Source organism: Methylobacterium sp. 1030 (genome assembly GCF_040544715.1).
Classification (GTDB): Bacteria; Pseudomonadota; Alphaproteobacteria; order Rhizobiales; family Beijerinckiaceae; genus Methylobacterium.
Genome location: NZ_JBEPKM010000026.1, coordinates 59,321 through 84,231, shown reverse-complemented (window position 1 = coordinate 84,231; position 24,911 = coordinate 59,321). Strand labels below are relative to the sequence as shown.

27 protein-coding genes are annotated in these 24,911 nt (G+C 69.6%); 11 read left to right on the top strand and 16 right to left on the bottom strand.

The genetic code is table 11. The features are described from left to right. Nucleotides 1-492 precede the first annotated feature (492 nt). From ABIC30_RS28155 to ABIC30_RS28140, 4 genes are read left to right on the top strand one after another with little or no spacing between them, the layout of a single operon-like run. Nucleotides 493-1,131: a TetR/AcrR family transcriptional regulator gene (locus ABIC30_RS28155; protein ID WP_354456453.1), complete on the top strand. Its 639-nt coding sequence runs from the start codon at nucleotides 493-495 to the stop codon at nucleotides 1,129-1,131. Beyond that, on the top strand, nucleotides 1,128-2,357 hold the full coding sequence (locus ABIC30_RS28150; protein WP_354456452.1) for an efflux RND transporter periplasmic adaptor subunit: 1,230 nt from the start codon (nucleotides 1,128-1,130) through the stop codon (nucleotides 2,355-2,357). Before ABIC30_RS28155 ends, ABIC30_RS28150 begins: the two co-directional genes overlap by 4 nt. A 50-nt stretch (nucleotides 2,358-2,407) precedes the next feature. Further along, nucleotides 2,408-5,494: an efflux RND transporter permease subunit gene (locus ABIC30_RS28145; protein ID WP_354456451.1), complete on the top strand. Its 3,087-nt coding sequence runs from the start codon at nucleotides 2,408-2,410 to the stop codon at nucleotides 5,492-5,494. A 35-nt stretch (nucleotides 5,495-5,529) separates the two neighbouring features. Next, nucleotides 5,530-6,129, top strand: a complete 600-nt coding sequence (locus ABIC30_RS28140) for a DUF2147 domain-containing protein (RefSeq protein ID WP_354456450.1) — start codon at nucleotides 5,530-5,532, stop codon at nucleotides 6,127-6,129. Between the two features lie 190 nt (nucleotides 6,130-6,319). On the opposite strand, the gene ABIC30_RS28135 is transcribed toward ABIC30_RS28140, so the two are convergent. The 3 genes from ABIC30_RS28135 to ABIC30_RS28125 all read right to left on the bottom strand — a co-directional run bounded on the left by ABIC30_RS28135 (nucleotide 6,320) and on the right by ABIC30_RS28125 (nucleotide 8,947). Then, a complete protein-coding gene (locus tag ABIC30_RS28135) occupies nucleotides 6,320-6,709 on the bottom strand; it encodes a response regulator transcription factor (protein ID WP_354456449.1) in 390 nt (129 codons plus the stop codon). Between the two features lie 89 nt (nucleotides 6,710-6,798). Further along, complete coding sequence (fixJ, locus tag ABIC30_RS28130; RefSeq protein WP_354456448.1) at nucleotides 6,799-7,407, bottom strand: response regulator FixJ; 609 nt, start codon at nucleotides 7,405-7,407, stop codon at nucleotides 6,799-6,801. Continuing rightward, entirely contained in the window at nucleotides 7,397-8,947 is a 1,551-nt protein-coding gene (locus tag ABIC30_RS28125) for a PAS domain-containing sensor histidine kinase (protein WP_354456447.1), read from the bottom strand. The genes fixJ and ABIC30_RS28125 overlap by 11 nt, the downstream gene beginning before the upstream one ends. 262 nt (nucleotides 8,948-9,209) lie before the next feature. Between ABIC30_RS28125 and ABIC30_RS28120 the strand changes: the two genes are divergently transcribed. After that, complete coding sequence (locus tag ABIC30_RS28120) at nucleotides 9,210-10,070, top strand: universal stress protein (RefSeq protein WP_354456446.1); 861 nt, start codon at nucleotides 9,210-9,212, stop codon at nucleotides 10,068-10,070. Nucleotides 10,071-10,347: 277 nt separating this feature from the next. On the opposite strand, the gene ABIC30_RS28115 is transcribed toward ABIC30_RS28120, so the two are convergent. The 3 genes from ABIC30_RS28115 to ABIC30_RS28105 form a co-directional block, all read right to left on the bottom strand. Next, nucleotides 10,348-10,686: a c-type cytochrome gene (locus ABIC30_RS28115; protein ID WP_354456445.1), complete on the bottom strand. Its 339-nt coding sequence runs from the start codon at nucleotides 10,684-10,686 to the stop codon at nucleotides 10,348-10,350. Next, a complete protein-coding gene (locus tag ABIC30_RS28110) occupies nucleotides 10,686-11,498 on the bottom strand; it encodes a universal stress protein (RefSeq protein ID WP_354456444.1) in 813 nt (270 codons plus the stop codon). The genes ABIC30_RS28115 and ABIC30_RS28110 overlap by 1 nt, the downstream gene beginning before the upstream one ends. Nucleotides 11,499-11,600: 102 nt before the next feature. After that, nucleotides 11,601-13,526 carry a heavy metal translocating P-type ATPase gene (locus ABIC30_RS28105; protein WP_354456443.1) on the bottom strand — a complete coding sequence of 642 codons (1,926 nt, stop codon included), beginning with the start codon at nucleotides 13,524-13,526 and terminating at the stop codon, nucleotides 11,601-11,603. 335 nt (nucleotides 13,527-13,861) lie between these two features. Between ABIC30_RS28105 and ABIC30_RS28100 the strand changes: the two genes are divergently transcribed. From ABIC30_RS28100 to ABIC30_RS28090, 3 genes are read left to right on the top strand one after another with little or no spacing between them, the layout of a single operon-like run. After that, complete coding sequence (locus ABIC30_RS28100; RefSeq protein ID WP_354456442.1) at nucleotides 13,862-14,191, top strand: hypothetical protein; 330 nt, start codon at nucleotides 13,862-13,864, stop codon at nucleotides 14,189-14,191. Then, nucleotides 14,188-14,784 (top strand): type II TA system antitoxin MqsA family protein, encoded by a 597-nt coding sequence (locus tag ABIC30_RS28095; protein WP_354456441.1) that lies wholly within the window; start codon nucleotides 14,188-14,190, stop codon nucleotides 14,782-14,784. The genes ABIC30_RS28100 and ABIC30_RS28095 overlap by 4 nt, the downstream gene beginning before the upstream one ends. After that, on the top strand, nucleotides 14,781-15,455 hold the full coding sequence (locus ABIC30_RS28090; protein ID WP_354456440.1) for a hypothetical protein: 675 nt from the start codon (nucleotides 14,781-14,783) through the stop codon (nucleotides 15,453-15,455). The genes ABIC30_RS28095 and ABIC30_RS28090 overlap by 4 nt, the downstream gene beginning before the upstream one ends. Nucleotides 15,456-15,581: 126 nt before the next feature. On the opposite strand, the gene ABIC30_RS28085 is transcribed toward ABIC30_RS28090, so the two are convergent. Both ABIC30_RS28085 and ABIC30_RS28080 read right to left on the bottom strand, forming a co-directional pair. Continuing rightward, entirely contained in the window at nucleotides 15,582-15,782 is a 201-nt protein-coding gene (locus ABIC30_RS28085; RefSeq protein WP_354456439.1) for a hypothetical protein, read from the bottom strand. Continuing rightward, the gene (locus tag ABIC30_RS28080; RefSeq protein ID WP_354456438.1) at nucleotides 15,779-16,552 is read right to left on the bottom strand and encodes a toll/interleukin-1 receptor domain-containing protein; all 774 of its coding nucleotides are present in this window, start codon (nucleotides 16,550-16,552) and stop codon (nucleotides 15,779-15,781) included. Before ABIC30_RS28080 ends, ABIC30_RS28085 begins: the two co-directional genes overlap by 4 nt. 204 nt (nucleotides 16,553-16,756) lie before the next feature. Between ABIC30_RS28080 and ABIC30_RS28075 the strand changes: the two genes are divergently transcribed. Then, nucleotides 16,757-17,053 carry a hypothetical protein gene (locus ABIC30_RS28075; protein ID WP_354456437.1) on the top strand — a complete coding sequence of 99 codons (297 nt, stop codon included), beginning with the start codon at nucleotides 16,757-16,759 and terminating at the stop codon, nucleotides 17,051-17,053. Nucleotides 17,054-17,055: 2 nt separating this feature from the next. Here the strand turns inward: ABIC30_RS28075 and ABIC30_RS28070 are convergent, their stop codons facing one another. The 3 genes from ABIC30_RS28070 to ABIC30_RS28060 form a co-directional block, all read right to left on the bottom strand. Further along, entirely contained in the window at nucleotides 17,056-17,607 is a 552-nt protein-coding gene (locus ABIC30_RS28070; protein ID WP_354456458.1) for a metallophosphoesterase, read from the bottom strand. A 186-nt stretch (nucleotides 17,608-17,793) separates the two neighbouring features. Next, on the bottom strand, nucleotides 17,794-19,083 hold the full coding sequence (locus tag ABIC30_RS28065) for a Y-family DNA polymerase (RefSeq protein WP_354456436.1): 1,290 nt from the start codon (nucleotides 19,081-19,083) through the stop codon (nucleotides 17,794-17,796). Continuing rightward, nucleotides 19,080-19,508: a LexA family protein gene (locus ABIC30_RS28060; RefSeq protein WP_182180413.1), complete on the bottom strand. Its 429-nt coding sequence runs from the start codon at nucleotides 19,506-19,508 to the stop codon at nucleotides 19,080-19,082. Before ABIC30_RS28060 ends, ABIC30_RS28065 begins: the two co-directional genes overlap by 4 nt. A 307-nt stretch (nucleotides 19,509-19,815) precedes the next feature. Here ABIC30_RS28060 and ABIC30_RS28055 point away from each other — a divergent pair, with 307 nt between their 5' ends. After that, a complete protein-coding gene (locus ABIC30_RS28055; protein WP_100253358.1) occupies nucleotides 19,816-20,358 on the top strand; it encodes a fasciclin domain-containing protein in 543 nt (180 codons plus the stop codon). Between the two features lie 36 nt (nucleotides 20,359-20,394). Here ABIC30_RS28055 and ABIC30_RS28050 read toward each other — a convergent pair whose 3' ends face one another. The 5 genes from ABIC30_RS28050 to ABIC30_RS28030 form a co-directional block, all read right to left on the bottom strand. Then, nucleotides 20,395-21,129: an anti-sigma factor gene (locus ABIC30_RS28050; RefSeq protein WP_354456435.1), complete on the bottom strand. Its 735-nt coding sequence runs from the start codon at nucleotides 21,127-21,129 to the stop codon at nucleotides 20,395-20,397. Continuing rightward, complete coding sequence (locus ABIC30_RS28045) at nucleotides 21,126-21,683, bottom strand: sigma-70 family RNA polymerase sigma factor (RefSeq protein ID WP_354456434.1); 558 nt, start codon at nucleotides 21,681-21,683, stop codon at nucleotides 21,126-21,128. The genes ABIC30_RS28050 and ABIC30_RS28045 overlap by 4 nt, the downstream gene beginning before the upstream one ends. A 218-nt stretch (nucleotides 21,684-21,901) precedes the next feature. After that, nucleotides 21,902-22,621, bottom strand: a complete 720-nt coding sequence (locus ABIC30_RS28040; RefSeq protein ID WP_354456433.1) for a cytochrome c biogenesis CcdA family protein — start codon at nucleotides 22,619-22,621, stop codon at nucleotides 21,902-21,904. Nucleotides 22,622-22,628: 7 nt separating this feature from the next. Then, nucleotides 22,629-23,018 (bottom strand): thioredoxin family protein, encoded by a 390-nt coding sequence (locus ABIC30_RS28035; protein ID WP_354456432.1) that lies wholly within the window; start codon nucleotides 23,016-23,018, stop codon nucleotides 22,629-22,631. A 44-nt stretch (nucleotides 23,019-23,062) separates the two neighbouring features. Beyond that, nucleotides 23,063-23,863 carry a pentapeptide repeat-containing protein gene (locus tag ABIC30_RS28030; RefSeq protein WP_182180421.1) on the bottom strand — a complete coding sequence of 267 codons (801 nt, stop codon included), beginning with the start codon at nucleotides 23,861-23,863 and terminating at the stop codon, nucleotides 23,063-23,065. Nucleotides 23,864-24,046: 183 nt separating this feature from the next. On the opposite strand from ABIC30_RS28030, the gene ABIC30_RS28025 reads away from it, so the two are divergent. Beyond that, the gene (locus ABIC30_RS28025; protein ID WP_132368175.1) at nucleotides 24,047-24,721 is read left to right on the top strand and encodes a Crp/Fnr family transcriptional regulator; all 675 of its coding nucleotides are present in this window, start codon (nucleotides 24,047-24,049) and stop codon (nucleotides 24,719-24,721) included. Nucleotides 24,722-24,911 lie beyond the last annotated feature (190 nt).

Sequence of the window (24,911 nt, the reverse complement as noted above, 5' to 3'; positions counted from 1 at the left end):
CCGCTCGCGAACCTCAGGGGAAAAGGGTGGGGTATGCTTCGTCATGGCTCCAGTCTCTCAAGAGTTGGAGCCTCCGAAAATCCCGGGGCGATTCAACTTCGGCCGCTCCACCCGCATGTGTCTCATGTCTCACCCGACGCCATATCCCAGTCGCCGGGGGGTGTGAATGAGCGTTCATTGACATGTGAATGAACGCTCACTAACACATCTGACGACGCAGCGAGGAACGAGAATGGCACCAGGACTCCAGGCATCGACGCACCGGCCCGGTGTGGCCGCCGAAGCCATGTCACTCCTGCGCCCAGCCAACCTGCTCGCCGCCCTCTTGGTGATCCTGGGCTGGGCGGCGCTGATTTCCTGGACCGGAAACGGCCCCGGTGGCTGGCAGGCCCGCACGTGCGCCAGCCTCGCCCCGTCGGCGCACGCTTGCGTCACGGCAACCCGGGCTAAGGACGCCAGCCGGGTCGTCCCCCATACGGCGGAGCAAGCATCGTGAGCATCGGGACCGGAAACGTCGTCGGGGTCCGCGACGCGCAGGTCTCGCGTCGCGAGGAGATCCTCGATGCCGCCGAGGCCTGCTTCGTCCGGAACGGCTTCCACCGCACCACCATCTCGGACCTCGCCCGCGAGGCCGCGATGAGCCAAGGAAACTTCTATCGCTACTTCGCCGCCAAGGAGGACATCGTCCTCGCGATGGCCGAGCGCGACAGGGCGCGCGGCGCGACCATGCTCGCCGACCTTGAGCGGGAAGGCGGCCAGCGCGCCGTCCTTACCGGCATCCTCACGCGCTATTTCACGGATCTCACCCGTTCGGCTGCGGTCCTGCGCGTGGATCTTTGGTCGGAAGCAACCCGTAATCCCGCCATCGCAACGCTGATCGAACGGGGCGAGGCGGAAGCCCGCGAGTGGCTGTGCGGGATGTTCGCGACGCTCGCCACGTCGCCCGATTGCGACCCCAGGGCCATGTTCGACGCGCTCAACCCGCTGATGAAGGGCATCATCGTGAGCCGGGCGACGCTGCCCGGGTACGACCCTTCCACCGCGGTCGCGCATCTCCAAGCCCTCATCGAAGCCGGCCTGCGCGGCTCGCTGCCCCGAGCGGCCGAGGCCCTTCCGGAGACCAGCCGATGATCCGCGCCGTCCTACTTGCCGGAACCACGCTGCTCACCCTCGGCCTTTCGGCCTCCCTCGCCCGCGACGAGGCACCAGCGACGACCAAGCCGCTCCTCGCGCCCGCCGTCAGCGTCGTCGAGGCGACGCGGCGCGAGACCGTTGAGACTGTGGCGGTGACCGGCACCCTGGTGCCCCGCGACGAGATCTTGGTAACGCCCGAGATCGACGGTTACCGGGTCATCGAGGTGCTGGTAGAAGAGGGCGCGCGGGTCGCCAAGGGCCAGGTGCTGGCGCGCCTGTCGCGCGACCTCATCGACCGTCAGATCGCGCAGCAGGACGCGGTGGTGGCCAAGGCCGAGGCCGCCGTGCCCCAGGCCCAGAGCAACATCGAGCAGGCCGAGGCTGCCGAGACCGAGGCTCGGCTGGGGCTTGAGCGGGCGCGCTCGCTCATGGCGACCGGCAACACCACGGCGGTGGTGATGGAGACCCGCACCTCCGCCCTGCGCCAGGCGGAGGGCAAGCTCGCCTTCGCCCGCAACGGGCTTGCCATGGCCAAGGCCGACCTCGCCCAGGTCCGCGCCGTGCGGGACGAGCTGTCCCTACGGCTCGCCCGCACCGAGATCCGGGCTCCGGAGGCCGGCATCGTCAGCCGCCGCACGGCCCGCGTCGGCCTCGCCGCCTCGGCGTCTTCCGAGCCGCTGTTCCGCCTGATCGCGCGTGGCGAGATCGAGTTGGAGGGTGAGGTCGTCGAGACCAAACTGCCGCTGTTGCGCGAGGGCGCCCCGGCGTGGATTGACATGGGTGAGGGCACCCGCGTCGCCGGCAGCGTGCGCGCCGTCTACCCCGAGGTCGACAAGGCGACGCGCCTGGGCAGGGTGCGCGTGCGCCTCGACCCCGACCCCCGCCTGCGCATCGGCACCTTCGCCCGCGGCGCCGTCGAGCTCGCCCGCAGCCGCGGCGTCAGCGTCCCCCAGGCTTCGGTGCTCTACGGCGGCGGTCGCCGCAGCGTCCTCGTCGTGACCGGCGACCGTGTCGAGGACCGCACCGTTCGCACCGGCATCGCCGACGAGGACACCGTCGAGGTCCGCACGGGCCTGAACGAGGGCGAGCGGGTCGTGGCCCGGGCCGGCTCGTTCCTGCGCGACGGCGACCGGGTCCGCCCGGTGCTCGAAGCCCCGCCCGCCACGCCCGCGGTCGCCGCGGTGCCCGCGCCCCGGGACACCGCCGAAGCAGGCGTGCCTTAAGCCGTCGCACCCCGACACCACCCCGACGTCATGAAAGCCAGGGCAGACCGATGCGCCTGAACGTCTCCGCCTGGGCGATCCGCAACCCCATCGCGCCCCTCGTCCTGTTCCTGGTGCTGGTCGTGCTCGGCCTCGTCAGCTTCCGCGGGCTCGCGGTGACGAAGATGCCGAACGTCGACGTTCCGATCGTCTCGGTGGCCATCACCCAGTCTGGCGCGGCGCCGTCCGAGCTCCAGACCCAGGTGACAAAGTGGGTCGAGGACGCGGTCGCCGGCGTCCGGGGTGTCAAGCACATCACCTCGGCCATCACCGAGGGCTCCTCGGTGACCACGGTCGAGTTCCGGCTGGAGGTGAACACCGACCGCGCCGTCAACGACGTGAAGGATGCGGTCTCGAAGATCCGCATCAACCTGCCGCGCACCATCGACGAGCCGGTGATCAGCCGCGTCGAGGTCGCCGGTCTGCCCATCCTCGTCTACGGCGTGAAGGCGCCCGCGATGACGCCCGCCGAACTCTCCTGGCTGGTCGAGGACAAGATCGCCCGCGCGCTCCAGGGCGTGAAGGGCGTGGGCGGCGTCGAGCGGGTCGGCGGTGTCGCGCGCGAGGTCCGGGTCGTGCTCCAGCCGGACAGGCTGCTGGCGCTTGGCATCACCGCCGCCGACGTGAACCGGCAACTGCGCCTCACCTCAGCCGACATGGCGGGCGGGCGCGGCGAGGTCGGCGGGCGCGAGCAGTCGATCCGCACGCTCGCCGCCTCGCGCACCCTGCGCGACCTCAAGGCCACCTCCATCGTCCTGCCCGGCGGCCGCAAGGTCCGCCTCGACGACCTCGCCAGGGTCGAGGACGGCATCGAGGAGCCGCGCACCTTCGCCCGCTTCAACGGCGAGCCTGTCGTCGCCTTCGCGGTCTCGCGCGGGTCGGGGGCCAGCGACGCCGAAGTAGCGGCCGGGGTCGAGAGGAAGATCGCCGAGTTTCAGGCGAGCTATCCCGACCTGCAGTTCGAGTTGATCGACTCCTCGGTCTCCTCGACCATCGGCTCGTACGATTCCGCCATGCACACCCTGATTGAGGGGGCGCTCCTCGCGGTCATCGTGGTGTTCCTGTTCTTGCGCGACTGGCGCGCCACACTCATCGCGGCGGTGGCGCTGCCGCTCTCGGTGTTCCCGACCTTCTGGGCGATGGACGCGCTCGGCTTCACGCTCAACGGCATCAGCCTGCTCGCGATCACGCTTGTGACCGGCATCCTCGTCGACGACGCCATCGTCGAGATCGAGAACGTCGTCCGGCACATGCGGCTTGGCAAGTCGCCCTACCAGGCGGCCATCGAGGGCGCCGACGAGATCGGACTGGCGGTCATCGCCATCACCGCGACCCTGATCGCGGTGTTCGCCCCGGTCTCGTTCATGCCGGGCATCGCCGGGCGCTACTTCATCCAGTTCGGCCTGACCATCGCGGTCTCGGTGTTCATGTCGCTCCTCGTGGCGCGCCTGATCACCCCGATGCTCGCCGCCTACTTCCTGCGCGACCACGGCCATGCCGAGGAGCGCGAGGGGCCGGTGATGCGCGCCTACTCGCGCCTCGTCGGCTGGTCGGTGCGCCATCGGGTGATCACCCTGTTCGCGGGCCTCGCGCTGTTCGCCGCCTCCATCGTGTCGACCGGCCTGCTGCCCTCGGGCTTCATCCCGAAGCAGGACAATGCCCGCACCCTGTTCATGGTCGAGCTGGCGCCGGGCGCGAAGCTCGCCGACACGGTCGCGGTGTCCGACCGCGTGGTCTCGCGCATCCGGGCGCTGCCCGAGGTGAATTCGGTCTTCGTCGACGGCGGCCGGCAGGTCGGCGGCAAGAAGGAGACCCGGCTCGCGACCCTGACCGTCAACCTCACGCCGAAGGCCGCGCGCGCCAAGCGCCAGTGGACGGTCGAGGCCGAGATCGCGGCCCTTCTCGCCGAGGAGCCCGACATCCGGTCCTGGACCCTGCGGGACAGCGGCCAGCGCGACCTCGCCCTGGTGGTGAGCGGCCCCGACGCCGACGTGGTCACCGAGGTCGCCGCGCGCCTGCAGCGCGACATGGCTGCAATCCCGCACCTCGTCTCGGTGATGTCGACGGCGCCGCTGAACCGGACGGAGGTCCGCATCCGGCCGAAGGAGGGGGTTGCGGCCGATCTCGGCGTCTCGACCGACGCCATCGCGGAGACCGTCCGCGTCGGCACCATCGGCGACATCGGCCTGAACCTCGCGAAGTTCAACGCCGTCGACCGCCAAGTGCCGATCCGCGTGCAGCTCCCCGAGAGCGCCCGCGGCGCGGTCTCACGGCTTGAGAGCCTGAAGGTGCCCGCCAAGGACGGCTCCGCCGTGCCGCTGGCGGTCGTGGCCGACATCGAGCTCGACCAGGGACCCGGCGCCATCGACCGCTACGACCGAGCGGTGCGCGTCGCCGTCGAGGCCAACATGGAGGGCTCGGAGGCGCTGGGCTCCCTCATCGCCGAGGCCCTGCAGACCCCCACCGCGCGGAACCTGCCGCCGGGGGTGACCATCAAGCAGACCGGCGACGCCGAGATCATGCAGGAGGTGTTCTCGGGCTTCCTGATGGCGATGGGCGCCGGGATCATGATGGTCTACGCCGTGCTGGTCCTGCTGTTCGGCTCGTTCCTGCAGCCGCTGACCATCCTGTTCTCGCTGCCGCTCTCCATCGGCGGCGCCATCCTCGGCCTGCTTATTTGCCAGATGCCAATCTCGATGCCGGTCGTCATCGGCATCCTGATGCTGATGGGACTGGTCACGAAGAACGCGATCATGCTGGTCGACTTCGCGGTCGAGGAGATGGGCCGCGGCGTCGACCGGGTCACCGCCATCGTCGAGGCCGGCCGCAAGCGGGCGCGGCCCATCGTGATGACGACCATCGCGATGGCCGCCGGCATGGTCCCGTCCGCGATGGCGTTCGGGGTCGGCGGCGAGTTCCGGGCGCCGATGGCGGTGGCGGTCATCGCTGGCCTGATCGTCTCGACCCTGCTCTCCCTCGTCTTCGTGCCGGCCGTGTTCCTGCTGATGGACAGCCTCGGCAACCTTATCGGGCGCGTGCTCGGACGGTTCGTCGGACCGAGCGACGACGCGGCCGGGCATGCCGTGACCGCACCCTGAGACTTCGATCTCGTGAAACCCGCAGAAGGAATCCGATGACTTTTCCAGTCTACCGCTTGGCCACGGCCGCCCTGGTGGTCGCCGTCGCGACCGTCACGTGCGGACGGCCGAACGCCGCCACCGCCGCCGAACCGTACGGGACCTGGCTCACGGAGGATGGTCGCGCCCGCATCAGGACCGAACGCTGCGGGTCCGACGCGACACGCCTTTGCGGCTTCGTGGTCTGGGGTCGCGAGCCGCTGGACAAGGACGGCAAGCCGAAAATCGACCGGTACAACCCGAACCCGGCGTTCCAGGCCCGACCCCAACTCGGCCACCAGATGTTGCTCGGCCTGAAGCCGAACGCGGAGGGGCACTTCGAGGGCAGGATCTACAACGCCGACAACGGCAAGTCCTACGACGTGACGGTGTGGAGCGACCATCCGTCGACGCTGACCGTCAAAGGCTGCATGCTGGTGTTCTGCGCCTCGCAGTCATGGAAGCGTGTGGCCGACGTCGTCCCCGGCCAGGTCCAGGGGCCGACCGACGGTCCCGGCGGTCCGCACTCCGATCCCGAGTGGGCATCGAAGGGTGCACGGACGGGCAGCACGCCCAGAAAACCATCGCCCGAAGGCTCAGCGACCCCCGCGCGGTGAGGGGCGCCCCGCGCAGGCGTACCAAGCGCCGTGCCGCCGCCATGGGGCAGCACGATGTGCGCAACCTCGAACATCGATGGCTTGCCCGGCCCGGAACCTGTTTCGCGAGCGTCAGGCGATTTTGCAGCCTGCTGCGATTCGAACTTTCGACGGCGCCTTGGTTGACAGGTGCCCGTTTGGGCGCCCTTCCTCAGGCTCGGGAGACCGAAACACCGGCGACTTTGTCGGCGAGCAGGCCAAGCAGCGCGTCGAACATCAGTGGCTTATCGATCAAGGGAATGCCCGCGACCCTGGCTCGCGTCCGGATGCCCGGGTCGGGATGGCCGGTGATCAGCACGACCGGGACATGCGCATCGAGGTTGCGCAGGCGGCCGAACACCTCAAGGCCGTCCATCCCCGCCATGACCTGGTCAAGTAGTACCAAGGCCGGTCGCGGGCCGGGAAAGGCCGCCAACAATTCGCTGCCGTCGGCGAAGGTCTCGACGCGGTGGCCTTCGCACTCGATCAGGAAGCGCGTGGAGTGCAGGACGGCCGGGTCGTCGTCCACGACGTAGATGAGGTTCTGAGGGGCCGATGGCATGGCGGTCGCCCTTCGGTGTGGCGCTCTATCGAAGCCGCCATCATGCGTGGGTGGATCGGGCGCTCGCCTTGACCTGCCTCAAGCCGGCGTCAGGCGAGCCCGCCCAGCACCGACCAGCGCACCAGTTCCTGCAGGCTCTCCGCCCGCGTCTTGGCCATGAGCTTGGCCCGGTAGATCTCGACGGTGCGCGGACTGATGTCGAGCGTCCGGCCGATCTCCTTGCTGGTGCGGCCGGCGACGAGGTGGTCCAGGACCTGCCGCTCGCGCTCGCTCAAGGTTCCGACGCGACGCACGAACTCGCGCAGCGTCGGGTCGACCGCTCCGGCGATCCCGCCACGCTCCAAGGCCGACCTCAGCGCCTGGATGAGCGCCTCGTCGTCGAACGGCTTCTCGATGAAGTCGCAGGCGCCGAGCTTCATCGCCTCCACCGCGAGAGGCACGTCCCCGTGCCCCGTCATCATCACCACCGGCAAGGCGTGCCCCGCAGCCCGCAGGCGGCGCAGCAGTTCCAGCCCGTCGATGCCGGGCATGCGGATGTCGGTCAGGACGCATCCCGCGGCCGGCTTCTTCAGCCCGTCGAGCAGGTCCGCCCCGGCCTCGTAGAGCCGGACCTCAAACCCCTCGGTCCCGAGCAGGAAGCCGAGGGAGTCCCGCATGGCCAGGTCGTCGTCCACGACGTGCACCACGTCAGTCGCCATCGGGCAGGTCCCCCACACGGGCGGCCGGGAGCGTCAGCCGGAAGGTCGCCCCGCCGGTGCCGTTGCGTTCGACGTCGAGGCGCCCGCCATGCGCCTCGACAATGGTGCGGCAGATCGAGAGCCCGACGCCCATGCCGCTCCGCTTCGTGGTGACGAACGGTTGGAACAGCCTGTCGGCGACCTCCGCGGCGATGCCGGGCCCGGTATCCGATACAATGATCTCGACCGTCTCCCCGCCGATTGGCCTCGCCTCGACGGTCAGTTCGCGCCTGTCGCCCTGCTGCATGGCCTCGCGGGCGTTGCGCAGGAGGTTCACCAAGACCTGCTGCACCTGCACCCGGTCGGCGAGGACGGAGCCGACCCGCGGGTCGACGACGACGCGCGCGACGATGCCCTGCTCGCGGGCTCCAACCAGCGCCAGCGCGCTGGCCTCTTCGATCAGCCTCGCGACCGGCTCGACCCGCCTTTCGGTTTCGCCGCGGGCGACGAACTCGCGCAGGCGCCGGATGATCTGGCCGGCCCGCAGCGCCTGCTCGGCGGCCTTGCCGAGAACCTCCACCGTCTTGGCGATGGCCTCGGGGCCAGGGCGTGCCAGCAGGCGGCGGCAGCCCTTGGTGTAGTTCGCGATGGCGCCGAGCGGCTGGTTCAGTTCGTGTGCGAGCGCGGAGGCCATCTCGCCCATCGCGCTGAGCCGGGAGACGTGGGCGAGCTCGGACTGGAGCTCCTGGAGGCGGGCCTGGGTGCGCTGGTGCTCGGTGAGGTCGTTGATGAAGCCGGTGAAGTAGACCTGCTCGCCCGAGCGCATCTCGCCGATGGCGAGCTCCATCGGGAAGGTGGAGCCGTCCCGCCTCCGGCCGGTCACGACCCGGTTGGTGCCGATGATGCGGCGTTCCCGGGTCCGGCGGTAGCGGTCGAGGTAGCCGTCGTGCTCGCCCTGCATCGGCTCCGGCATCAGGATGCGGACGTTCCGCCCGACCGCCTCGCCGGCCGCGTAGCCGAACAGGCGCTCGGCCGCGGCGCTGAACGAGTGGATCAGGCCCGTCTCGTCGATGACGACCATCGCCTCGGGCACGGTGTCGAGGATCGAGCGCAGATGCGCCTCGCGGGCCCGGATGTCCTCCTCGGCCCGCTTCTGCTCGTCGATGCTCAGGACCACCCCGCGATGCCGTGCCGGCCGGCCGGCCGCGTCGAGGCTCACCCGACCGCGCGAGCGCAGCCAGCAGACGTGCCCGTCAGGCCGAACAACCCGGTAGTCGACTTCGTAAGGCCCGCCATCGCGCAATACCCGCTGGATGGCGTCCGCCCGGGCCTGCCGGTCGTCCGGATGCACCAGGGCCTGTGAGTCTGCGAAGGTGGTCAGCTGCTCGGGCGGCACCCCGAACAGGCGCGCGCAGGTCGGCGAGACGGTGGCGCGTCCGGTCGGGATATCCAGCGACCAGACGCAGATGCCGACCTCGTCGAGGGTCTGACGAAGTTCGTCGTTCGCCTGCGTGGCGTCACGCCAACGGTCGGCGCTGGGCATGTCGACGGGGTCCGTCATCAAGCGCACCCGGAAAGGTCCTGCGCGCGGCCGTCTTGGAACTCGCCTGTGTCCACCCGTAGGGCGTCTGCATCGCGCATCCGGTCATTACTGCGATTCCGCTACGGGGAACAGCCGCCGGTGCGTATTCGCGGCCGACGCAGAGTAGTTCTTTGGTCCGAGCCGCCACTGATACCGCGCCGCCCGAGCCGCTTGAGGTGGATCAACGCGGTGTCGCCACGACGGGAGGAACCTTTGGATCGGCTCAACCCGGAGAACTCCCATGTCCAGACCCAGTCCTTCGCCCCTGGCGGGCATCCGCGACGTCCTCGTCGGGACCGCCGTGGAAGGCGAGCGCGAGGAGGCCTCGTCGGCCATCGGTTACGGCTTGACCTTGGCCAAGGCAGCCGGCGCCCACCTCACCGTCCAGTCGGCCTCCTGGCGCCTCTCGGGCGACGACGCCTGGCTCGGCGAATTCGACTACGAAGGCGTCTCGGTCATGGACCGACGGCTCGACGCGCTGGCCCGCTCCGTCGCCGAGCGCTCGGCCGGGGATGCCGCGCAGGCCGGCGTCGTCTGCACGACCGAGGCGCCGAGCCTGCCGTATCCGGAGATCGTGAACCGTCTCGCCGCCCGTGCGTGCCTGCACGACCTGACGGTTCTGGACATTGGTCCGCGCACGTACGACCTCGACCGTGAGATGATCGAGAAGGCGCTGTTCCACAGCGGCCGGCCGGTCATCGCCGTACCGCCGGGACACGACGCCTTCGCGGCGCGGCGGATCATCGTCGCCTGGGACGGCAGCGCCCAGGCCGCCCGGGCCACCAACGACGCCCTGCCGTTCCTGCGCGCGGCAGAAGCGGTCGAGATCGTCTCGGTCGGCACCGAAGCGGAAATCCATGGAGCGGTGCCGGGCGCCGAGTTCGCGCCCCATCTTGCCCGGCACGGGGTCAACGTCAGCGTCAACGATCTTCCGAAGCGGGATAGCATCGCCGACACGTTGCGTGCCCAGGCCGGGCTGTTCCGGGCGGACATGATCGTGATGGGTGCCTACCGGCACTCCCCGACCCGCGAATACTTCTTCGGCGGCGTGACGCGCTCATTCCTCAGGGGCAGCCCGGCACCCCTGTTCCTGTCCCGCTGAAGCCGGGAGGCTGACGATGACGGAGCGAGATCCTCCTCGGAGCGTCGCGACCGACCGGGCATTGCGGTCGCGGAAACGCGGTCGCCTGTCCGAGCCGGCTGCGGCGCAGTCGAAGACCGATGGGGCACCTCCCCAGGTGCGGGCTCCTAACAGGATCGAATGGCCGGGCCCGCTGAACGAGGAGGAGCGCGCCGCGCTGGAGGCTGGCTGGGGCTTCGTCGAGTGAGGTGCACGCCGTAGTCGAGGCCGCCGCGGACCGCATCCGCGACGGCCTCTGTCACGGGCGCCGTCCATGGCGCAGTCCTTCGAGATAGGCCGTAAGGTCGGCGGCATCGGCGGGCGTGAGCCGAAAGTCGGGCATGGCCGGATGCCGGCGGTCCACGCCCTCCACAAGCAAATCGGCGAGGTCGCCGACTGGAAAGTGGTCGGCGAGGGTGCGGAAGGACGGCGCCTCGCGCATCGGGCTGGTCCGCCTCGGGCCGACCGCGTGGCAGCGCCCGCAATGCGCCCGGGCGAACGCAAGGCCACGGTCCGCTGGGGAGGCCGAGGCATGCGGCGCGATGAGGGCCAGGATGATCGACGCCGATACCCTGAGGATGGCGGGGGACCAGCGCATCAGTGGCACATCAGGCAACAGACCTGCGCGCGTTCGAGGACCTCGCGCGTGACGCCCCCGAAGATCCATTCCCTCAGCCGCGAATGGCCGTAGGCGCCCATGACGATGAGGTCGGCGTCCTGCCGCAGGGCGAAGTCCAGGATCTCGTCGCCGTCGCTGTCTGTCGCCTCCAGGAAGTGGGTCGTCACGTGCGCGCCGTGCCGCGCGAGATGACTGGCCACGGCCTTCGTCCCTTCGTGCCGCCCGTCGCCACCGACCGTCACGACCGCGACCTCGTCGGCACCGTGAAGGAAGGGAAGCACCGCCGATACGGCCCGCCGCGCCTCTGGACCGTCCTTCCAGGCGACGACGATGCGGGCCGCATGCAAGTGCACGAGTCGGGGCGGTACGACGAGGACGGGCCGTCCCGCCTCCATCAGCACCGGCCCGGGCGGCACGCCAAGCGGACCCGGGTCGTCGTCGCCCCGCCCGCGCCGGCCCACGACGACGAGGTCGGCGGCGCGCGCCTGTTCGACGAGATGCGTGATCGGCCCGGCGAGCGCGGCCTGCCACTCCGTGCGGATTTCCTCCCCGGCGCTGCGGTCGAACATGTCGTGGGCCTGTTCGAGGATCTCGCGGACCAGCGCCTTGTTGCGCTCTTCCTGTCGAGTGGCGTCGTAGACGTCTCGCACCAGGATGGGGACCGGCACCTGATGGGCCGCCACGCCCGTGAGGGTCGCCTCGAAGCGTCGCGCCAATCCTGCAGCCAGGCGCACCCGGTCCGGTGCCGCGTCGCCGAGGTCGGCGGAAACGAGGATGTTCGCGAAGTCCATGGCCACCTCCACCGTGCGCCGGTCCCGGCGCGGAAAGCCTGGCCCGGGGCGGATCGACCGACCTTGATCCAGCGCAAGCCCGCCGGTGCCGCTCCGCGGGCCTTACGGAAGGTCCGGGGCAGTCGATGCGTCGTGCGCGCGCCCGTGACCGGTACCGCCGAGCGCGCGCATGGCGTTGAGGATCACGGCGACGTCGATGGCTTCCTGCAGGAGCGCTCCCTGTAGCGGTGAGAGGTATCCCAGGGCCGCCGCGACCATGCCGGCCAGCGAGAGGCCGAGACCGACCCACACGCTCTGGAGCGCGATGGCGCGGGCCCGGTTGGCGATGCGGATGGCCCGTGGCAGGGGCGCCAAGCTGTCGACCAGCAGGACGATGTCGGCCGCCTCGGCAGCCGCCGCCGCGCCCCGGGCTCCGAGGGCCACGCCGAGATCGGCGGCCGCCAGGGCGGGCGCATCATTGACCCCGTCGCCGACCATCATCACCGGTCCGTTCCGTCGCTCGGCTGCGACGGTCTCGGTCTTGGCCACAGGGTCGAGGTCGGCGACGACCGCGTCGACCGGCAGCCCGGCGACGAGCGCCTCCGCGACGGCCCGTCTGTCCCCGGTCGCGAGCACCACACGCTCGATGCCGCACGCGCGCAGTTCCAGGAGCGCGTTGCCGCCGTCCGCCCGCAGCGGATCGGCGAACGCCAACACGGCGGCCGGGGCGCCGTCGATGGCGATCAGCACCGTCGACGTGACCGCTGAGATGCTTCCTGGCTCGGCCGGTGCCGGGAAGCCGATTCCATGCATTTGCATGAGATGCGGCCCCCCGACGGCGACCGAGCGCCCCTCCACCGAGCCGGACACGCCTTCCCCGGGCATTTCCTCGACGCCCTCGGGTTGCGCGAGTGGCAGGCCGCGCCGGGCCGCCTCCTCGATCAGGGCCCGGGCCAACGGGTGGCCAGAGGCCTGTTCGAGGGACGCCGCGAGCCTCAGGACCTCGCCTTCGTCGTTGACGCCGAGGATGCGCGCGGAGTTCAACCGGGCATTGCCGTGGGTGAGCGTGCCGGTCTTGTCGACCACCAGCACGCGGACCTTGGCCAGCATCTCAAGGGCGCCGCCGCCCTTGATGAGCACGCCGATGCCGGCCGCGCGCGAGAGGCCGGAGACGAGGGCGACGGGGACCGCCAGGATCAGCGGGCACGGGGTGGCGACGACCAGCACGGCCAGCGCCCGCAGCGGGTCGCCGGTGGCGAGCCAGGCGCCCCCGGCCAGCAGCAGCGTGAGCACGAGGAAGGCGAGCCCGTACCGGTCCGCCAAGCGGGCCATCGGCGCCTTCCGGGCCTGCGCCGCCTCCACGAGACGGATGATCCCAGCATACGTGCTCTCGGCCGCGGGCCGATCCGCGACCAGCGTGAACGGCGTGCCCGCGTTCACCGTCCCGCTCAGCACGGGCTCGTTCGCGAGGGCGGTGACGGGCAGCGCCTCGCCGGTGAGGCTCGAACGGTCAAGCACGGCGCGGCCCCCGGCGACCCGGCCGTCCACCGGCACGACGTCGCCGACGCGCATCAGGATACGGTCCCCCGGGACCAGCGCCGCCAGGAGCACCTCGGTCAGCACGCCGCCGTCCTCGCGCATGACGGTGCGGGGCTGCCGCGCGACCAGAGCCGTCATCGCCCTGCCGGCGCGGCCGGACGCGTACGCCTCCAGCGACTGGCCGCCCGCGTACATCAGGGCGATGACGGCGCCGGCCAGCGGCTGCGACAGGGCGAGCGCGCCGCCCATCGAAAGCAGGGCGACGAGGTCGAGGCCGACGTCCCCCTTCGCCAGGCTCGTCACGACATGGATCATCAGGACCCCGAGGACCGCCAGCGTCGCGAGGGTCCAGGCCGCCGCGGCGATGTCCGCCCGGCCGGAGGCCTGCGCGGCGAGGCCGGCGCAGAGAGCGGCGAGCGGCAGGACGGCCAACCACCCGCGCAGGCCCGGCAGCCATGCCGCGACCGCCGGTCGTTTCGTCCCGGGCAAGTCCACGGCAGCCGTCGTCATGTCCGTTCCCGTCCGTTCCAACCTCCGAGATGAGGCTGGCCCGGCTCGGGGGGCCTTGCGCTGGATCAACACGTCCCGGCAGTTCCTGGGAGACCTGCCCGCCTCCATGGTGCCGGTCGTGCCGGGATGGCGGGCCCGACCGCCGAAACTGCACCGAATCGCGTCGCTACATGATCCGCGAACCCGCGTGCGGCGCGGGGAACCGCGCCACACGCGGCGCGTAAAATCTTCCGCGTCCCGCCAACCATCGGCGAACCGTAGGCGGGAATGCGGAAACCTCAGCACTATGTCGCGGTTGAAGTTCGGGTAGCACGGTGCTACCTCTTGGAGGCTGGATGGCGCCACACAATCCGCTGGAAAAGGTCAGGCGCCTGGCTTGCGAGGAGGAGGGATGCCAGCTCTTCACCCCCGTCCTCGACGAGCTCCGGCGCCGCGACCTGGACTCGGATGATCTCTTCGCGATCATCCAGACCGAGCTCGGGGAGGCCCACTTCACCAAGTCCGAGCAGACCCGGAAGCACTACCCGACCACGGTGTCGGACTACTACTCGATCTGGGTCGATGACTGCTCCGACTGGATGTTCCTGAAGCTGCTCGTCGCGACCGCCAGCGGCGGCACCGAGTTCCTGGTCGTCACGTCGTTCAAGAAGGATATTGACCGATGACACTTGAGCCCTGCCAGGCTTGCGAGGAAATCTCGGTCTCGGAGCGCGTCGAGCCGTTCGTCGTCGAGCGGTCCGGGCGAAAGGTCACGTTCGAGGACCGGCGCATGGTGTGCGCCGCCTGCGGCAACGTCAGCTATCGCGGCTCCCAGATCTCGCAGCACGAGCTCGCGCATGCCGCGGCCGTGCGCGAGTTGGAAGGCCTGCTGTCCGCCGAGGAGCTCTGCGCGATCCGCCTGAAGTACAAGCTCCGCCAGACCGACATGGAGCTGATCCTCTCGACCGGCCCGAAGACCTGGACGCGCTGGGAGCGCGGCAAGGTCCCGCAGAGCAAGGTCGCCGACAGGTTCATCCGCGCGCTGGCGAGCGACCCGTACCTGGCCCGGCGCCAGATGCTCGCCGCCGGGATCAAGAACCCGGAGGCCGAGGAGGTCTTCGCCCAGATCGAGCGCGACGACCGCCGGCGTGCCCATGCCACCTTGCGGGAGAAACTCTCGCATCGCCCGGACGTGGACCGTGACGGCATCGCCGCGCTCGCCGCGGACGTGGCCTTCGACGCCGTCCATCGGGCCGAGCCTGAGGCCGCCGCCGCATGACCGACGAGCGTCCCACCATGGGCGTGTTGCATCACCTCCCGCCGAGGAAGCCCCTCAGCGGGATGGAGGAGTTCGCACGCGACGTGGGGGAGACCATCGCGGCGCACTTCCGGGAGCAGAACGAGATCCTGCGGGCCGAGCGGCAGGAACAGGACGCCCGGGTCCGGGAACAGGGCGAGCGCCTGCAGCGCCAGGGCGAGATGATCGAGCGTCTCACCCGGGGGGTCGAGCTCCTCGTCACCGAGTTGCATGGTCTGAGGACCGGCAAGGCGGAGGAGGCGTTCGCCCGGGTCGCCGGGAGCGGAGCGTCCCCCGACCTGCCGACCGTCTCGGCCGAGGCAGCGGTGATCTACACCTGCACCGCGGCAAGCATCGGCAGCCAGCTTGGGTTCCGGGCCAGCGAGATCGGGGTGCTCCTCGGCGCCAAGGGACTCCGCTGGGCCGGCAACGGCGCCTACCAGGAACTCGGACGGGACGTCGGCCCCAACCACACCAAGTTCTGGCACCGGGAGGTGCCGGAAAGGTTGCGCCGCGTGCTGGACGAGAACAACCCGGCCCGGCACGGGATCACCGACAAGTCCGCCCTGGCGGTCTTCCGGAAATGGAAGGCTCGTCAGGGTCCGGACCTTCTCGACGGCATCGGGCCGGCTCCGAAAGTCGGACCGGCCTGACGGCTCGGCGCCCGGCCGGACGCACCTGTCCACCGGCGACCCGGTGCACCGTGACTTGGAGGCGCCTGCCGCGGGCAAGCACCGCCGTACCGGGCACGTCCCGCTTCGACGTGCGATGCGAGGGCGTCAGTGCTTCCGAAGGGCTTCCGAGAGCGTGTGGAAGTCCTCGACCGCGAACCCGGCTATGTTCGATGCAGGGCAGGGAAACGACGCTTCCCTCTCGAACGTGACAGTCAGCGCGGCGAGTTTCGCGATGCCTTCCTCGGCACCGATGGCTGGTATGGCCGGCTGCGGAAGATCCATCCTCGTGTATTGGTGCCTCTTCATGGTCGCGAAGGCCTCGGCGAGGACTTACGCCCCTTGGCCGGCGGGCGGCGCGTCCCTGCGGTCGTGCCTGCACCTCTGCGAACCATCCCAGGCTTCGGGCCCGGCTTCTGACGGGGCTTCGGATCGGGCTTTGTCGGCGGCCGCGTCGCGGGTTTCGAGGCGGCTGGCCTCTTTCGGGCCGGCTTGGGTGCTGCCCCAGCCAACGTCTTGCGGACCTCGGCAACGACGCGCCGGATGCCTTGAGCGACGTTGAGGAAGGCCTCGTCGGCGCTGCGCCAGCGGGTGACTTCGCGCCCATCCTCGGGCAGCAACTTGAAGCCCGCCGCGGTAGTTGATTTCCAGTCGCAGGGGCGCAGCACGACGGCGACGACGCGCATCGTGCCGTTCGCGCGGCGGCCCATGGCGCGCTTGTACTCGATCTTCCAGCAGTAGTTGCTCGCGAGGTAGTCGGGGCTGAGCAGGCCTACGAAGACGTGCGCCTTGCGCAATTCCCGCGCGATCTCGGTGTCGAGCTTGTCGCCGGCGTTCATGTCGCCGTCAAACCACGTCTCGACGCTCTCGCGCTTCAGGGGCGCGAGGTGGGTCTCCAGCCGCTGGCGGGCGTCGGCGTCTCGGTGAGAGTAGGAGACGAAGATCCGAACCTCGGGCTTCTCCGGCTTCGGGCGCGGGGCCGCTGGCCTGGCCGGGGAGCGCGGTCCAGGCTTCGACTTGGCCGGCGTCTTGGACGCGGGGCCGGGCTTCTCGGTGTGCGTGCGGGCGCGGGCGCGCATGGAAGCCCCCGTCGGGTTGCCGGCCAAGTTCCGGATTCATGCGCGCCGAACCCGTTTTGTTCCGTGTCGTTAAGAGGATAACCCCAGGCCCCCGGTCGGCGGCCCGGGACGGTGGCGGTTCGACTCGGTGGCGTACGCGTTTCAGGTAACGTGACCCGTCACGCGTTACGGTTTCCGGGCGCTGCGGGACGGGAGGTCGCGGCTATGAGGATGGAGACAGCCCGGGAAGCGCTGGCGCAAGGGCGCTGCCTGGAGGTCCGATACGACGGCTACGCCCGCGTGGTGGAAGTTCACGCCTGCGGCTTCACCCGCCAGGGCCACGCGGTGATGCGCGTCTGGCAGGTCCGAGGTGGCAGCGCGAGCGGCGAGCGCACTGGCTGGAAGATGCTGCGGCTCGACGAGGCGCTCGCCCTGTCCGTGATTGGGGAGGCCTCGGAGGCGCCGCGGCGGGGCTATCGCCGCGGTGACGCGGACATGGCGCGCATCGTCGCCCAGGTCTGAGGTCAAGCGGCCGGGATGGTCTCGGGCGTCGCGGCCATGCGCTTCAGGATCTGCTCCAACCGCACGGGGGCCCAATCCCAACAATCGACGCCGACGTCGAGGCTGGTGCGGGTGCCGGGCAGGCTCCCATGCGAGTGGCCGTAGAGGTGCAGGTCACCATGATGCGCGTGCGGCCAGGTCCGGTGGGCGTAGTGGCTACACCAGATGCCCTGGGGCTTGGGCATGCCCGGGTCCTGGACGAAGACGCGCTGCACGTCGACGACCGGCCCGTCCCAATCGAGGCGCTCGCCGATCTCGTCGTGGTTGCCGCGGACGAGGCGGATGCGTCCGTTTAGACGCTTTCGGATGGACGAGGCGTAGGCGAGGTCGCACTTGTACGCGAAATCGCCGAGGTGCCAGACGATATCGTCAGGCCTGACGACCGAGTTCCATGCGGCTACGAGGGCCTCGTCATGCGCCTTGATGGTGGCGAATGTTCGGGGCTGGTTCATCCTAGGCTTAAGGACAGTGGCGTGTCCGATGTGGCTGTCCGCAGTGAAGAAGGTCCTGGGCAACTTGGCCTCCGAAGTAGTGGAGGCCAAGTGGTCGACGAGGCGCTCCTTAGTCAGCGGGAAGGATGGGGCACCGCGGCTATCATCGGGGGAAGGCTCCACTAAGCCTGCGATGATCGCACCGGGCCTGGAGGCTCGCAAGGCAGGCTGGGGTCGGATCCACCGTCTCGGCTCCCAGTCGGGCTGAGGCTAGGCCGCCGCCACTGTCGGGAGTTCGTCGATCCGGGTGGTGTACCGGGGCGAGCGCATCTCGAATTTGGTGGACCACACCCGTTCGCGCGCGAACCCTGCCGCAGCCGGCACGACAGCCCCTCGGCCGAAACGCGCATTACAGGCATCCAGCGCCGCCATGAGCGCCGCGCCCTGCTCGCGGTCGAGCTGGCCAAGGCCGGGGATGGCCCGCTGAGAGGCATCCAGTGGGACGAGGTCGGTAGTGACCACGCCGGATTTCGAGTAGCGGAAGCCGTTGCGCCAAGCCTTCCTCACGCCGTGCAGGCACGCCTTCACGAGGACCCGGGTGTCGTTTGAAGCTTCCGGAAGCGTCACCACCGTCGACACCGACCGTTGGGGCCTGTCGCAATCGTGCTCCGAGGTGTGGAAGAAGACCGTGACGTGGTCGGTCCCGAGCCCCTCGCGTCGGAGCTTCTCCCCGAGCCGGGCGGCATGCGTGGCGACCGACTGCTCCATGGTGGCGAGGTCTTCGACCCGGTCGGAGAAGCTCCGGGTCACCGCGCATCCCTTCCGGGTCGGGGCAACCTCTTCAAGGTCTAGGCAGGCCATGCCGCGCAGTTCCTGCACCAGCCGCTCGCCGACCACCGTCATCGCCTTGCGGACCGCCCGGGTGTCAAGATCGCGCACGTCGGCCGCGCTCTCGCAGCCGAGCGCCTGGAGCTTGCGAGCGTTTGCCGGCCCGACGCCCCAAATGTCCTCGGGAGGGATGCGGACCATCCAGTGCTCGTACTGGACCGGGTCGGTCAGGTCGCAGACCCCGCCGAGTTCCGGCACCTTCTTGGCGACGTGGTTGGCGAGCTTGGCGAGCGTCTTGGTCGGGCCGATCCCGACGCAGGTCGGGATGCCCGTCCAGGCCCGCACGGTCTCGCGCATGTCCCGGGCGAGCGGCACCCGGTCCCGCTCCCGGACGTCCGAGAGGTCGAGGAAGCTCTCATCGATGGAGTAGATCTCGATGCGCGGCGAGAAGCTCCGGTAGACCGTGTTCACCCGGGCCGACATGTCGCCGTAAAGGGCGTAGTTCGACGAGTAGACTCGCACGCCTTGGGATCGGCACATGTCGCGGATCTTGAAGTACGGCTCGCCCATGCGGATGCCGAGGGCCTTGGCCTCGGCGGTGCGGGCGATTGCGCAGCCGTCGTTGTTCGACAGCACGATCACGGGCACGCGGGCCAGCCGGGCGTCGAACACCCGCTCGCAGGAGCAGTAGAAAGAGTTGCCGTCGGAGAGGGCGTAGGCCCGGGCGCTCACTCGCTCCGGCGCCTCGGGTTGATCGAGCCGGAGACGACGCCCCAGACCTCGATCTCTGCGCCGGGCGATAACCGGAACTCGGGGAAGCGCGGGTTGGCGAACGCCAGGACTACCCGATGGCCCTGGCGGCGCCAGACCTTGAAAGAGCGCTCGCCGTCGATGTCGACCACGACGATGTCGCCGTTTCGCGGCGTGAGCGAGCGGTCGACCACCGCTAGGTCCCCATCGAAAAGGCGGGCCAGCACCATGCTATCGCCGGCCACCCGCACCAGGAAGGTCGCCGGCCTGTTGGCGATGAGCAGACGCTGAAGGTCGATCTCATCCTCGATGAAATCGTCCGCCGGGCTCGGGAAGCCTGCCCTGACCGGTCGAGCCAGAAGGGGCACCGGCATGGGCAGGCCAATGGTAATGCCGCTGGCTTGCATGTTTTTGCTCCGCGAACCTGACAGAACAAAATAGGAACATGCGGCGACGGTTCCTCGCAAGCGGCCGAGCTTGCGACAATGAGCCTATGTGGACGCCTGTGGATAAAGAAAATTGGCGCTTGCCGAGGAGATGCCTTCAAACCCGCTTCGGTCGAGTTTGACCGATACCACCGGATCACTGCAATCGAAGTGACCCGCGGTTTCGAACGTATTCACGGCGGCGTCGGGCAGGCCTGAAACTTTTCCCCCGCCCATCCCCGTAGGACCCTGCGACGCCCCTGGAGGGGCGCAGTATCAGGGAGACACCATGTCCAAGACCCTTCTAAGCCTCGCTCTCGGCCTCAGCCTCGTCGCTGCGCCGGCGCTCGCCAAGAACCCGATGGTCGGCGGCGCGCCGATGTACGCCCAGAAGACCATCGTGGAGAACGCGGTCAACTCGAAGGATCACACCACCCTGGTCGCCGCCGTGAAGGCCGCCGGCCTTGTCGACACGCTGAACGGCCCGGGCCCGTTCACGGTGTTCGCGCCGACCAACGCCGCCTTCGCCAAGCTGCCGCCGGGCACGGTGGAAAACCTCGTGCAGCCGCAGAACAAGGCGACGCTGACGAAGATCCTGACCTACCACGTCGTCCCGGGCGTCTACACCGCCAAGGACCTGATGGCGCTCGCCAAGAAGCCCGAGGGACAGAACCAGCTCACCACCGTCGAGGGCGAACCGCTCGCCGTCTCGGCCAGGGGCAAGAAAGTCTACGTCACCGATGTGAAGGGCAACACCGTTCCGGTGACCATCCCGAACGTCATGCAGTCGAACGGCGTCATCCACGTCGTCAGCGGCGTGCTGATGCCCTGATCGCGGGGGCGGGCGCCGGCGAGGCCGGAGCCCGCCTCATTCGCGCAGGAGCTTTCCGGAATAGACGACCGGGCCTGTCGGCGCACCGGTCGGCGAGCCGCCCTTCGGCTCAACCGACACCGCGAGGGTCGCACCCTCCGCACCGGCACGGAGGGCGGCCGGCACGGGCAGGCGTGCCGCCGGGTCGGTGACGAGGCCCAGCGAGCGTGGCGCGGCATTCGCCCCCACGAACCAAAGCTCCAGGCTGCGGTCCGGCGGCGTCTCCGCCGAGAGACTGCGGACCTGAACGGTGCCGCCGTCGAGATCGACGCGCACGATCAGCGCCGGCAGGGTGCCGCCGCGGTCGACCACGGCGAGGTACTGACGGTCGGTGGCGGAAGGCCGCGGCCCGACTGCGAGCCAGAGGGCGAGGCCGGCCGCGAGCGCGGTCGCAGCCCCCGCGGCAGACCGCCAGATCCGCAGTCCGCGCTCCAGCCTGCGGACAGTCGCGCCACCGGCATCGACATCAGGTGAGCGAGCCGTCCCGATCCTGGCCTCGATTGCATCCCATACGTCGGGCGCGGGCTTGACCGATGGGACCGTCGCCGTGAGCGGCGCGAGCCGCGCCTCCCAATCGGCCACCGCCGCGCGAAGGGAAGCGTCCCGCTCCATCGCCGAGGCGAAGGCGGCGCGCTCGTCGGCGGTTAAGGTCCCGAGGACGTACTCCCCAGCTGCGCCGCTGGGGTCCTCCGCCCAGAAGGGCGCGGCGCCCGTGCCAACATCGCCGCTCATGTCGCCTCCAGGCAGCCGCGCAGGCTCATGAGGCCGCGGCGCAGCCACGTCTTGACCGTGTTGACGGGGCGGTCGTGTCGTGCCGCCAATTCCTCGCGGGACCAGCCCTCGCAATAGGCGAGGACGAGGCAGTCGCGCTGGGCGGGCTCGACGGCTTCGAGGCAATGCGCGAGGGCGTCACGGCGGGCGAGGTCCGCCTCGCCGTCGCTTGTATCGGCGAGGCGTTCGAACCAGTCCTCGTCGGCCTGGGTCAGGCGGGTGGCCTGATCCTGCCGAAGGCGGTCGATGGCCTTGTGCCGGGCGATGGCGCCGAGCCATGCGGTCGCGGGCCCGGTCCTCGGATCATAGGTGCCTGCACGCTGCCATATGCGCACGAACACCTCCTGCAACGCATCCTCGGCCGCGTCCCTGTCCCTCAGGATACGGAGGATGATCCCAAGAAGTTTCGGGGCGGCGGCGTCATAGAGCGCGCGCAGGGCCAGGCGGTCGCCCGTGGCCACGGCCGCGATCAGCCGCGCGAGGTCCGCGTTTGCAGGAGTCCCCACGTTCGGCACGGTTCCTCCCTTGCCGCGGGAAAGCGAATTCCGGCGGGCTCCGGCGCATCGGCCGGTTCAGGATATAGCTATGGCATGGCTTCGTCCGGAGGGACACGTGCGAGCCGTCAGAAGGGTTCGCGCGGCGCCCGCCATCGGCCGCGATACCCTCTCACCGCCGCTCGCCTTTTGCCGGCCCGAGCACGGTTTGACGAAGAGTGTCTACGGCGTGCCCGCCATCAAAGCCGGGTGGTCAGGTTCGTAAGCCAGGCCGGCGAGGCGTTGACCAGGACGGTCTCCGCAGCCTTGTCGTAGCCCGTGGCGATCATCAGGCCGGTGGCCACGAGGATGGCGCCCAGGGCGACTTTGAGCCCCTTGCCGAGCCCCATCATCCGGTCGCGCCAGCGCATCAGCACCTCGCGCGAGAGCGCGCCGAGGAGCAGGAGCGGCAGGGCGGCGCCGAGACCGAACAGGAGCATCGTAAGCGCCGCCGTGCCCAGGTCCCGCCCCTGATCGGCGAGGAGGGACGCGGCGCCCAGGGTTGGCCCAACGCAGGGGCTCCAGACTACCCCGAGCATTAGCCCGACCCCGAACTGGCCAAGGAGCCCGGCTGTCGAGAAACCGCCGAACCGGCTCTCGATCCAGTTGCTCACCGGACCGGCGGTGACGGCGAGCTGGGTCTGGGCGGCCGGAACCATCAGGACGAGCCCGATCAGGACCAGCATTATGGCCGCGACGGTACGGAAGACATCGCCGTCGAGACCGATGGCGAACCCCACGGTCGCCACGAACAGCCCGATAGCCACGAAGGACAGCGCGAGGCCGGCGGCGAGGGCTGCGGGGCCGAGCTGGTGCTCCGATGCCGCGGCACCAAGCAACAGCGGCAGCAAGGGCAGCACACAGGGTGACAGCACCGAGAGGATGCCGGCGAGGAACGTGAGGCCGAACGTCGTGGCCACGACCGACCTACAACGCCTTCTCGACGGCGCCCTCGATCCACTCCGGCTGGGTATCGCCGACCGAACGACCCGTCTCCTTCTCACCCTTGAAGGTGATCAGGGTGCTCTGCCTCGTCACGCCAAACCGCTTCAGCACGTCCTTCAGGCTGTCGAAGTCAACGTCGAACACCTGTAGGTCCTTGAACCGAGGCTGGGCTTCCAGCTTAGCCAGGATCGGCTTCTGCGCCGCACAAACAGTGCACCACGGCGCGGTGACATGGACGAGAATCGGCTTGCCCGCCTTCTGCGCCGCCTCGAAGGCCTCGGGGCTGAAGACCGCCTCGGCGGCATTCGCGGCGGCACCGAACAGCAGGGGAGCGGCGGCCAGGGCGCCGAGAAGTAAGCGACGGGTGGTCATGGACTGTCTGTCTCCTTGGTGATGCGTCTAGGCAGACGGGCGGCTTAATTGGTCGCCTGGGTAACGGCGCGGTCGACGTTCACCCTTTCCGCCCAATCCTTGGCCTCGGCCTGACCCTTGAGGTCGATCAACCGGGCTCCGCTGACGTCGACGTTCTTGAAGTCCGCGCCCGTGACTGTGGCGCCGGTTAGGTTGGCGCCTGACAGGTCCGAGCCCATCAGCACCACGTCGGTGAGGTCGGCGTCCTTGAGGTTGGCATACTCAAGGCGCGACCGGCCGAGGTTGGCTCCCTTCAGGTTCGCGCCGGAGAGGTTCACCGAGGTGAATACCGTCCGCATCAGGCCCATGGACTGGTTCTTGATGTCAGCCCCGCCCTTGAGGTCGACCAACGTCGCGCCGCTCATGTTTGCGCCCTTGAAGTCTCCGATGGGCATGGAGCGGCTGAGGTCGGCGCCGCTGAAATTGGCGTCCCGCGCCGTGATCCCGAACATCTTCGCGTCCGCGAGCTTGGCGCCGGACAGGTCGGCCTTCAGGAACCACGCCTGTTCGAGGTTCGCGCCGCTGAGGTCTGCGCCATGGAGGTTGGCCTTGTTAAGGCGCGCCGTCCGTAGGTTGACGCCCCGGAGGTTCAGTCCCGAGAGATCGAGCCCGGAGAGGGACTTGTCGTGCAGGTCGACCGGCTTGCCGTCCGCGGCCTTGATCATCGCCTCGACGTCGGCGCGGCTCATCTCGGCCTTGGTCATGGCGGGCGAAGACATGTCCGCGCCGAGCAGCAGGTCCTGTTCGGCCGAGGCGGGGCCGGCGGCGAGGACGGCGAGCATGAAGCTGAGGACGAGGCGGCGCATCGGTTCACTCCCGGCGGCGCCACACATGGCGGGCGCCGTATCGTGTTCGTTGTGGCGCGATGCTATGCCGGCCCGCTGCACCCGGTCGGTGACCCAGGTCACAAAAGTCCGGCGCGGCGGGAGAAAAACGCAACGCGAGCCGGACGATCAGCCCGTCGTCATGGCCGGGGGGACTGCGCCGCCATGACGGATGCCCAGAAGGTCGAACGTTGGATCGACCGGTTTCCGCTGCTTCAAGCGCTCAGCCCGGCGCACCTGCAGATCGCCCGGGGAACCGTCCACTTCCCGGTCCTGGACGCCGGCGCCATCGCCTACGAACTCGATGGCGAGTGCGCCAACTACTTGATGTGCCTGGAAGGCCGCACGCGCATCTTCCGGATGTCCGAGGGCGGGCGCGAGGTGCTGATCTACAAGGTCGGCCCCGGCGGCACCTGTGCCCTGACCACGCAGTGCCTGCTGTCCGGCGGCACGTTCCCGGCGCAGAGCGTGGCCGAGGAGAAGACCGAGTTGGCGGCGTTGCCGGTGGGCACGTTCCAGCACCTGATGGGCGAGAGCGCCGCGTTCCGCAGCTTCGTCATGGACGACTACACGCGGCTGATGTCGGGCCTGTTCACGCTGATCGATGAGGTCGCATTCGCGCCGCTGAAGCAGCGCCTCGCGCAACGACTCCTGGCCGAGGCCGATCCGCGGGGTGTCGCCGCGGTGACCCATCAGAAGCTCGCGGACGACGTCGGCAGCGTTCGTGAGGTGGTCAGCCGTCTCCTGGGGCAATGGGCTGAGGCGGGCCTGATCGAACTTCGTCGGGGCGCAATCGAAATCGTTGACCGTGCCAGCTTGGCGGCCGCAGGTCGGCTGTGACTTGGGCGTGGGGTGTCTGCTTTCTCGGCCGAGGCGGATCGAGCTTTTCGACTGGATTGGGTCGGAAGCAAGATGGCCGTTCAGGGTGGATTACGGCCGAGACGCTTTCCGGCGCAGGCCCGGACGAAGCGGACGCTCTGGGATCAACTGGAGCAGGCCACCAGCGACTGGTCGGCCATAGCCCTTCGCG

What these genes read in the sequence shown, in the direction of transcription:
- ABIC30_RS28050 (WP_354456435.1), bottom strand. Translation starts at nt 21,129, where the DNA reads ATGAGCGGCGATGTTGGCACGGGCGCCGCGCCCTTCTGGGCGGAGGAC.
- ABIC30_RS28140 (WP_354456450.1), top strand. Translation starts at nt 5,530, where the DNA reads ATGACTTTTCCAGTCTACCGCTTGGCCACGGCCGCCCTGGTGGTCGCC.
- ABIC30_RS28125 (WP_354456447.1), bottom strand. Translation starts at nt 8,947, where the DNA reads ATGACGGACCCCGTCGACATGCCCAGCGCCGACCGTTGGCGTGACGCC.
- ABIC30_RS28100 (WP_354456442.1), top strand. Translation starts at nt 13,862, where the DNA reads ATGGCGCCACACAATCCGCTGGAAAAGGTCAGGCGCCTGGCTTGCGAG.
- ABIC30_RS28075 (WP_354456437.1), top strand. Translation starts at nt 16,757, where the DNA reads ATGAGGATGGAGACAGCCCGGGAAGCGCTGGCGCAAGGGCGCTGCCTG.
- ABIC30_RS28090 (WP_354456440.1), top strand. Translation starts at nt 14,781, where the DNA reads ATGACCGACGAGCGTCCCACCATGGGCGTGTTGCATCACCTCCCGCCG.
- ABIC30_RS28030 (WP_182180421.1), bottom strand. Translation starts at nt 23,863, where the DNA reads ATGCGCCGCCTCGTCCTCAGCTTCATGCTCGCCGTCCTCGCCGCCGGC.
- ABIC30_RS28135 (WP_354456449.1), bottom strand. Translation starts at nt 6,709, where the DNA reads ATGCCATCGGCCCCTCAGAACCTCATCTACGTCGTGGACGACGACCCG.
- ABIC30_RS28080 (WP_354456438.1), bottom strand. Translation starts at nt 16,552, where the DNA reads ATGCGCGCCCGCGCCCGCACGCACACCGAGAAGCCCGGCCCCGCGTCC.
- ABIC30_RS28120 (WP_354456446.1), top strand. Translation starts at nt 9,210, where the DNA reads ATGTCCAGACCCAGTCCTTCGCCCCTGGCGGGCATCCGCGACGTCCTC.
- ABIC30_RS28085 (WP_354456439.1), bottom strand. Translation starts at nt 15,782, where the DNA reads ATGAAGAGGCACCAATACACGAGGATGGATCTTCCGCAGCCGGCCATA.
- ABIC30_RS28095 (WP_354456441.1), top strand. Translation starts at nt 14,188, where the DNA reads ATGACACTTGAGCCCTGCCAGGCTTGCGAGGAAATCTCGGTCTCGGAG.
- ABIC30_RS28060 (WP_182180413.1), bottom strand. Translation starts at nt 19,508, where the DNA reads ATGCAAGCCAGCGGCATTACCATTGGCCTGCCCATGCCGGTGCCCCTT.
- ABIC30_RS28145 (WP_354456451.1), top strand. Translation starts at nt 2,408, where the DNA reads ATGCGCCTGAACGTCTCCGCCTGGGCGATCCGCAACCCCATCGCGCCC.
- ABIC30_RS28035 (WP_354456432.1), bottom strand. Translation starts at nt 23,018, where the DNA reads ATGACCACCCGTCGCTTACTTCTCGGCGCCCTGGCCGCCGCTCCCCTG.
- ABIC30_RS28110 (WP_354456444.1), bottom strand. Translation starts at nt 11,498, where the DNA reads ATGGACTTCGCGAACATCCTCGTTTCCGCCGACCTCGGCGACGCGGCA.
- ABIC30_RS28150 (WP_354456452.1), top strand. Translation starts at nt 1,128, where the DNA reads ATGATCCGCGCCGTCCTACTTGCCGGAACCACGCTGCTCACCCTCGGC.
- fixJ (WP_354456448.1), bottom strand. Translation starts at nt 7,407, where the DNA reads ATGGCGACTGACGTGGTGCACGTCGTGGACGACGACCTGGCCATGCGG.
- ABIC30_RS28105 (WP_354456443.1), bottom strand. Translation starts at nt 13,526, where the DNA reads ATGACGACGGCTGCCGTGGACTTGCCCGGGACGAAACGACCGGCGGTC.
- ABIC30_RS28055 (WP_100253358.1), top strand. Translation starts at nt 19,816, where the DNA reads ATGTCCAAGACCCTTCTAAGCCTCGCTCTCGGCCTCAGCCTCGTCGCT.
- ABIC30_RS28025 (WP_132368175.1), top strand. Translation starts at nt 24,047, where the DNA reads ATGACGGATGCCCAGAAGGTCGAACGTTGGATCGACCGGTTTCCGCTG.
- ABIC30_RS28115 (WP_354456445.1), bottom strand. Translation starts at nt 10,686, where the DNA reads ATGCGCTGGTCCCCCGCCATCCTCAGGGTATCGGCGTCGATCATCCTG.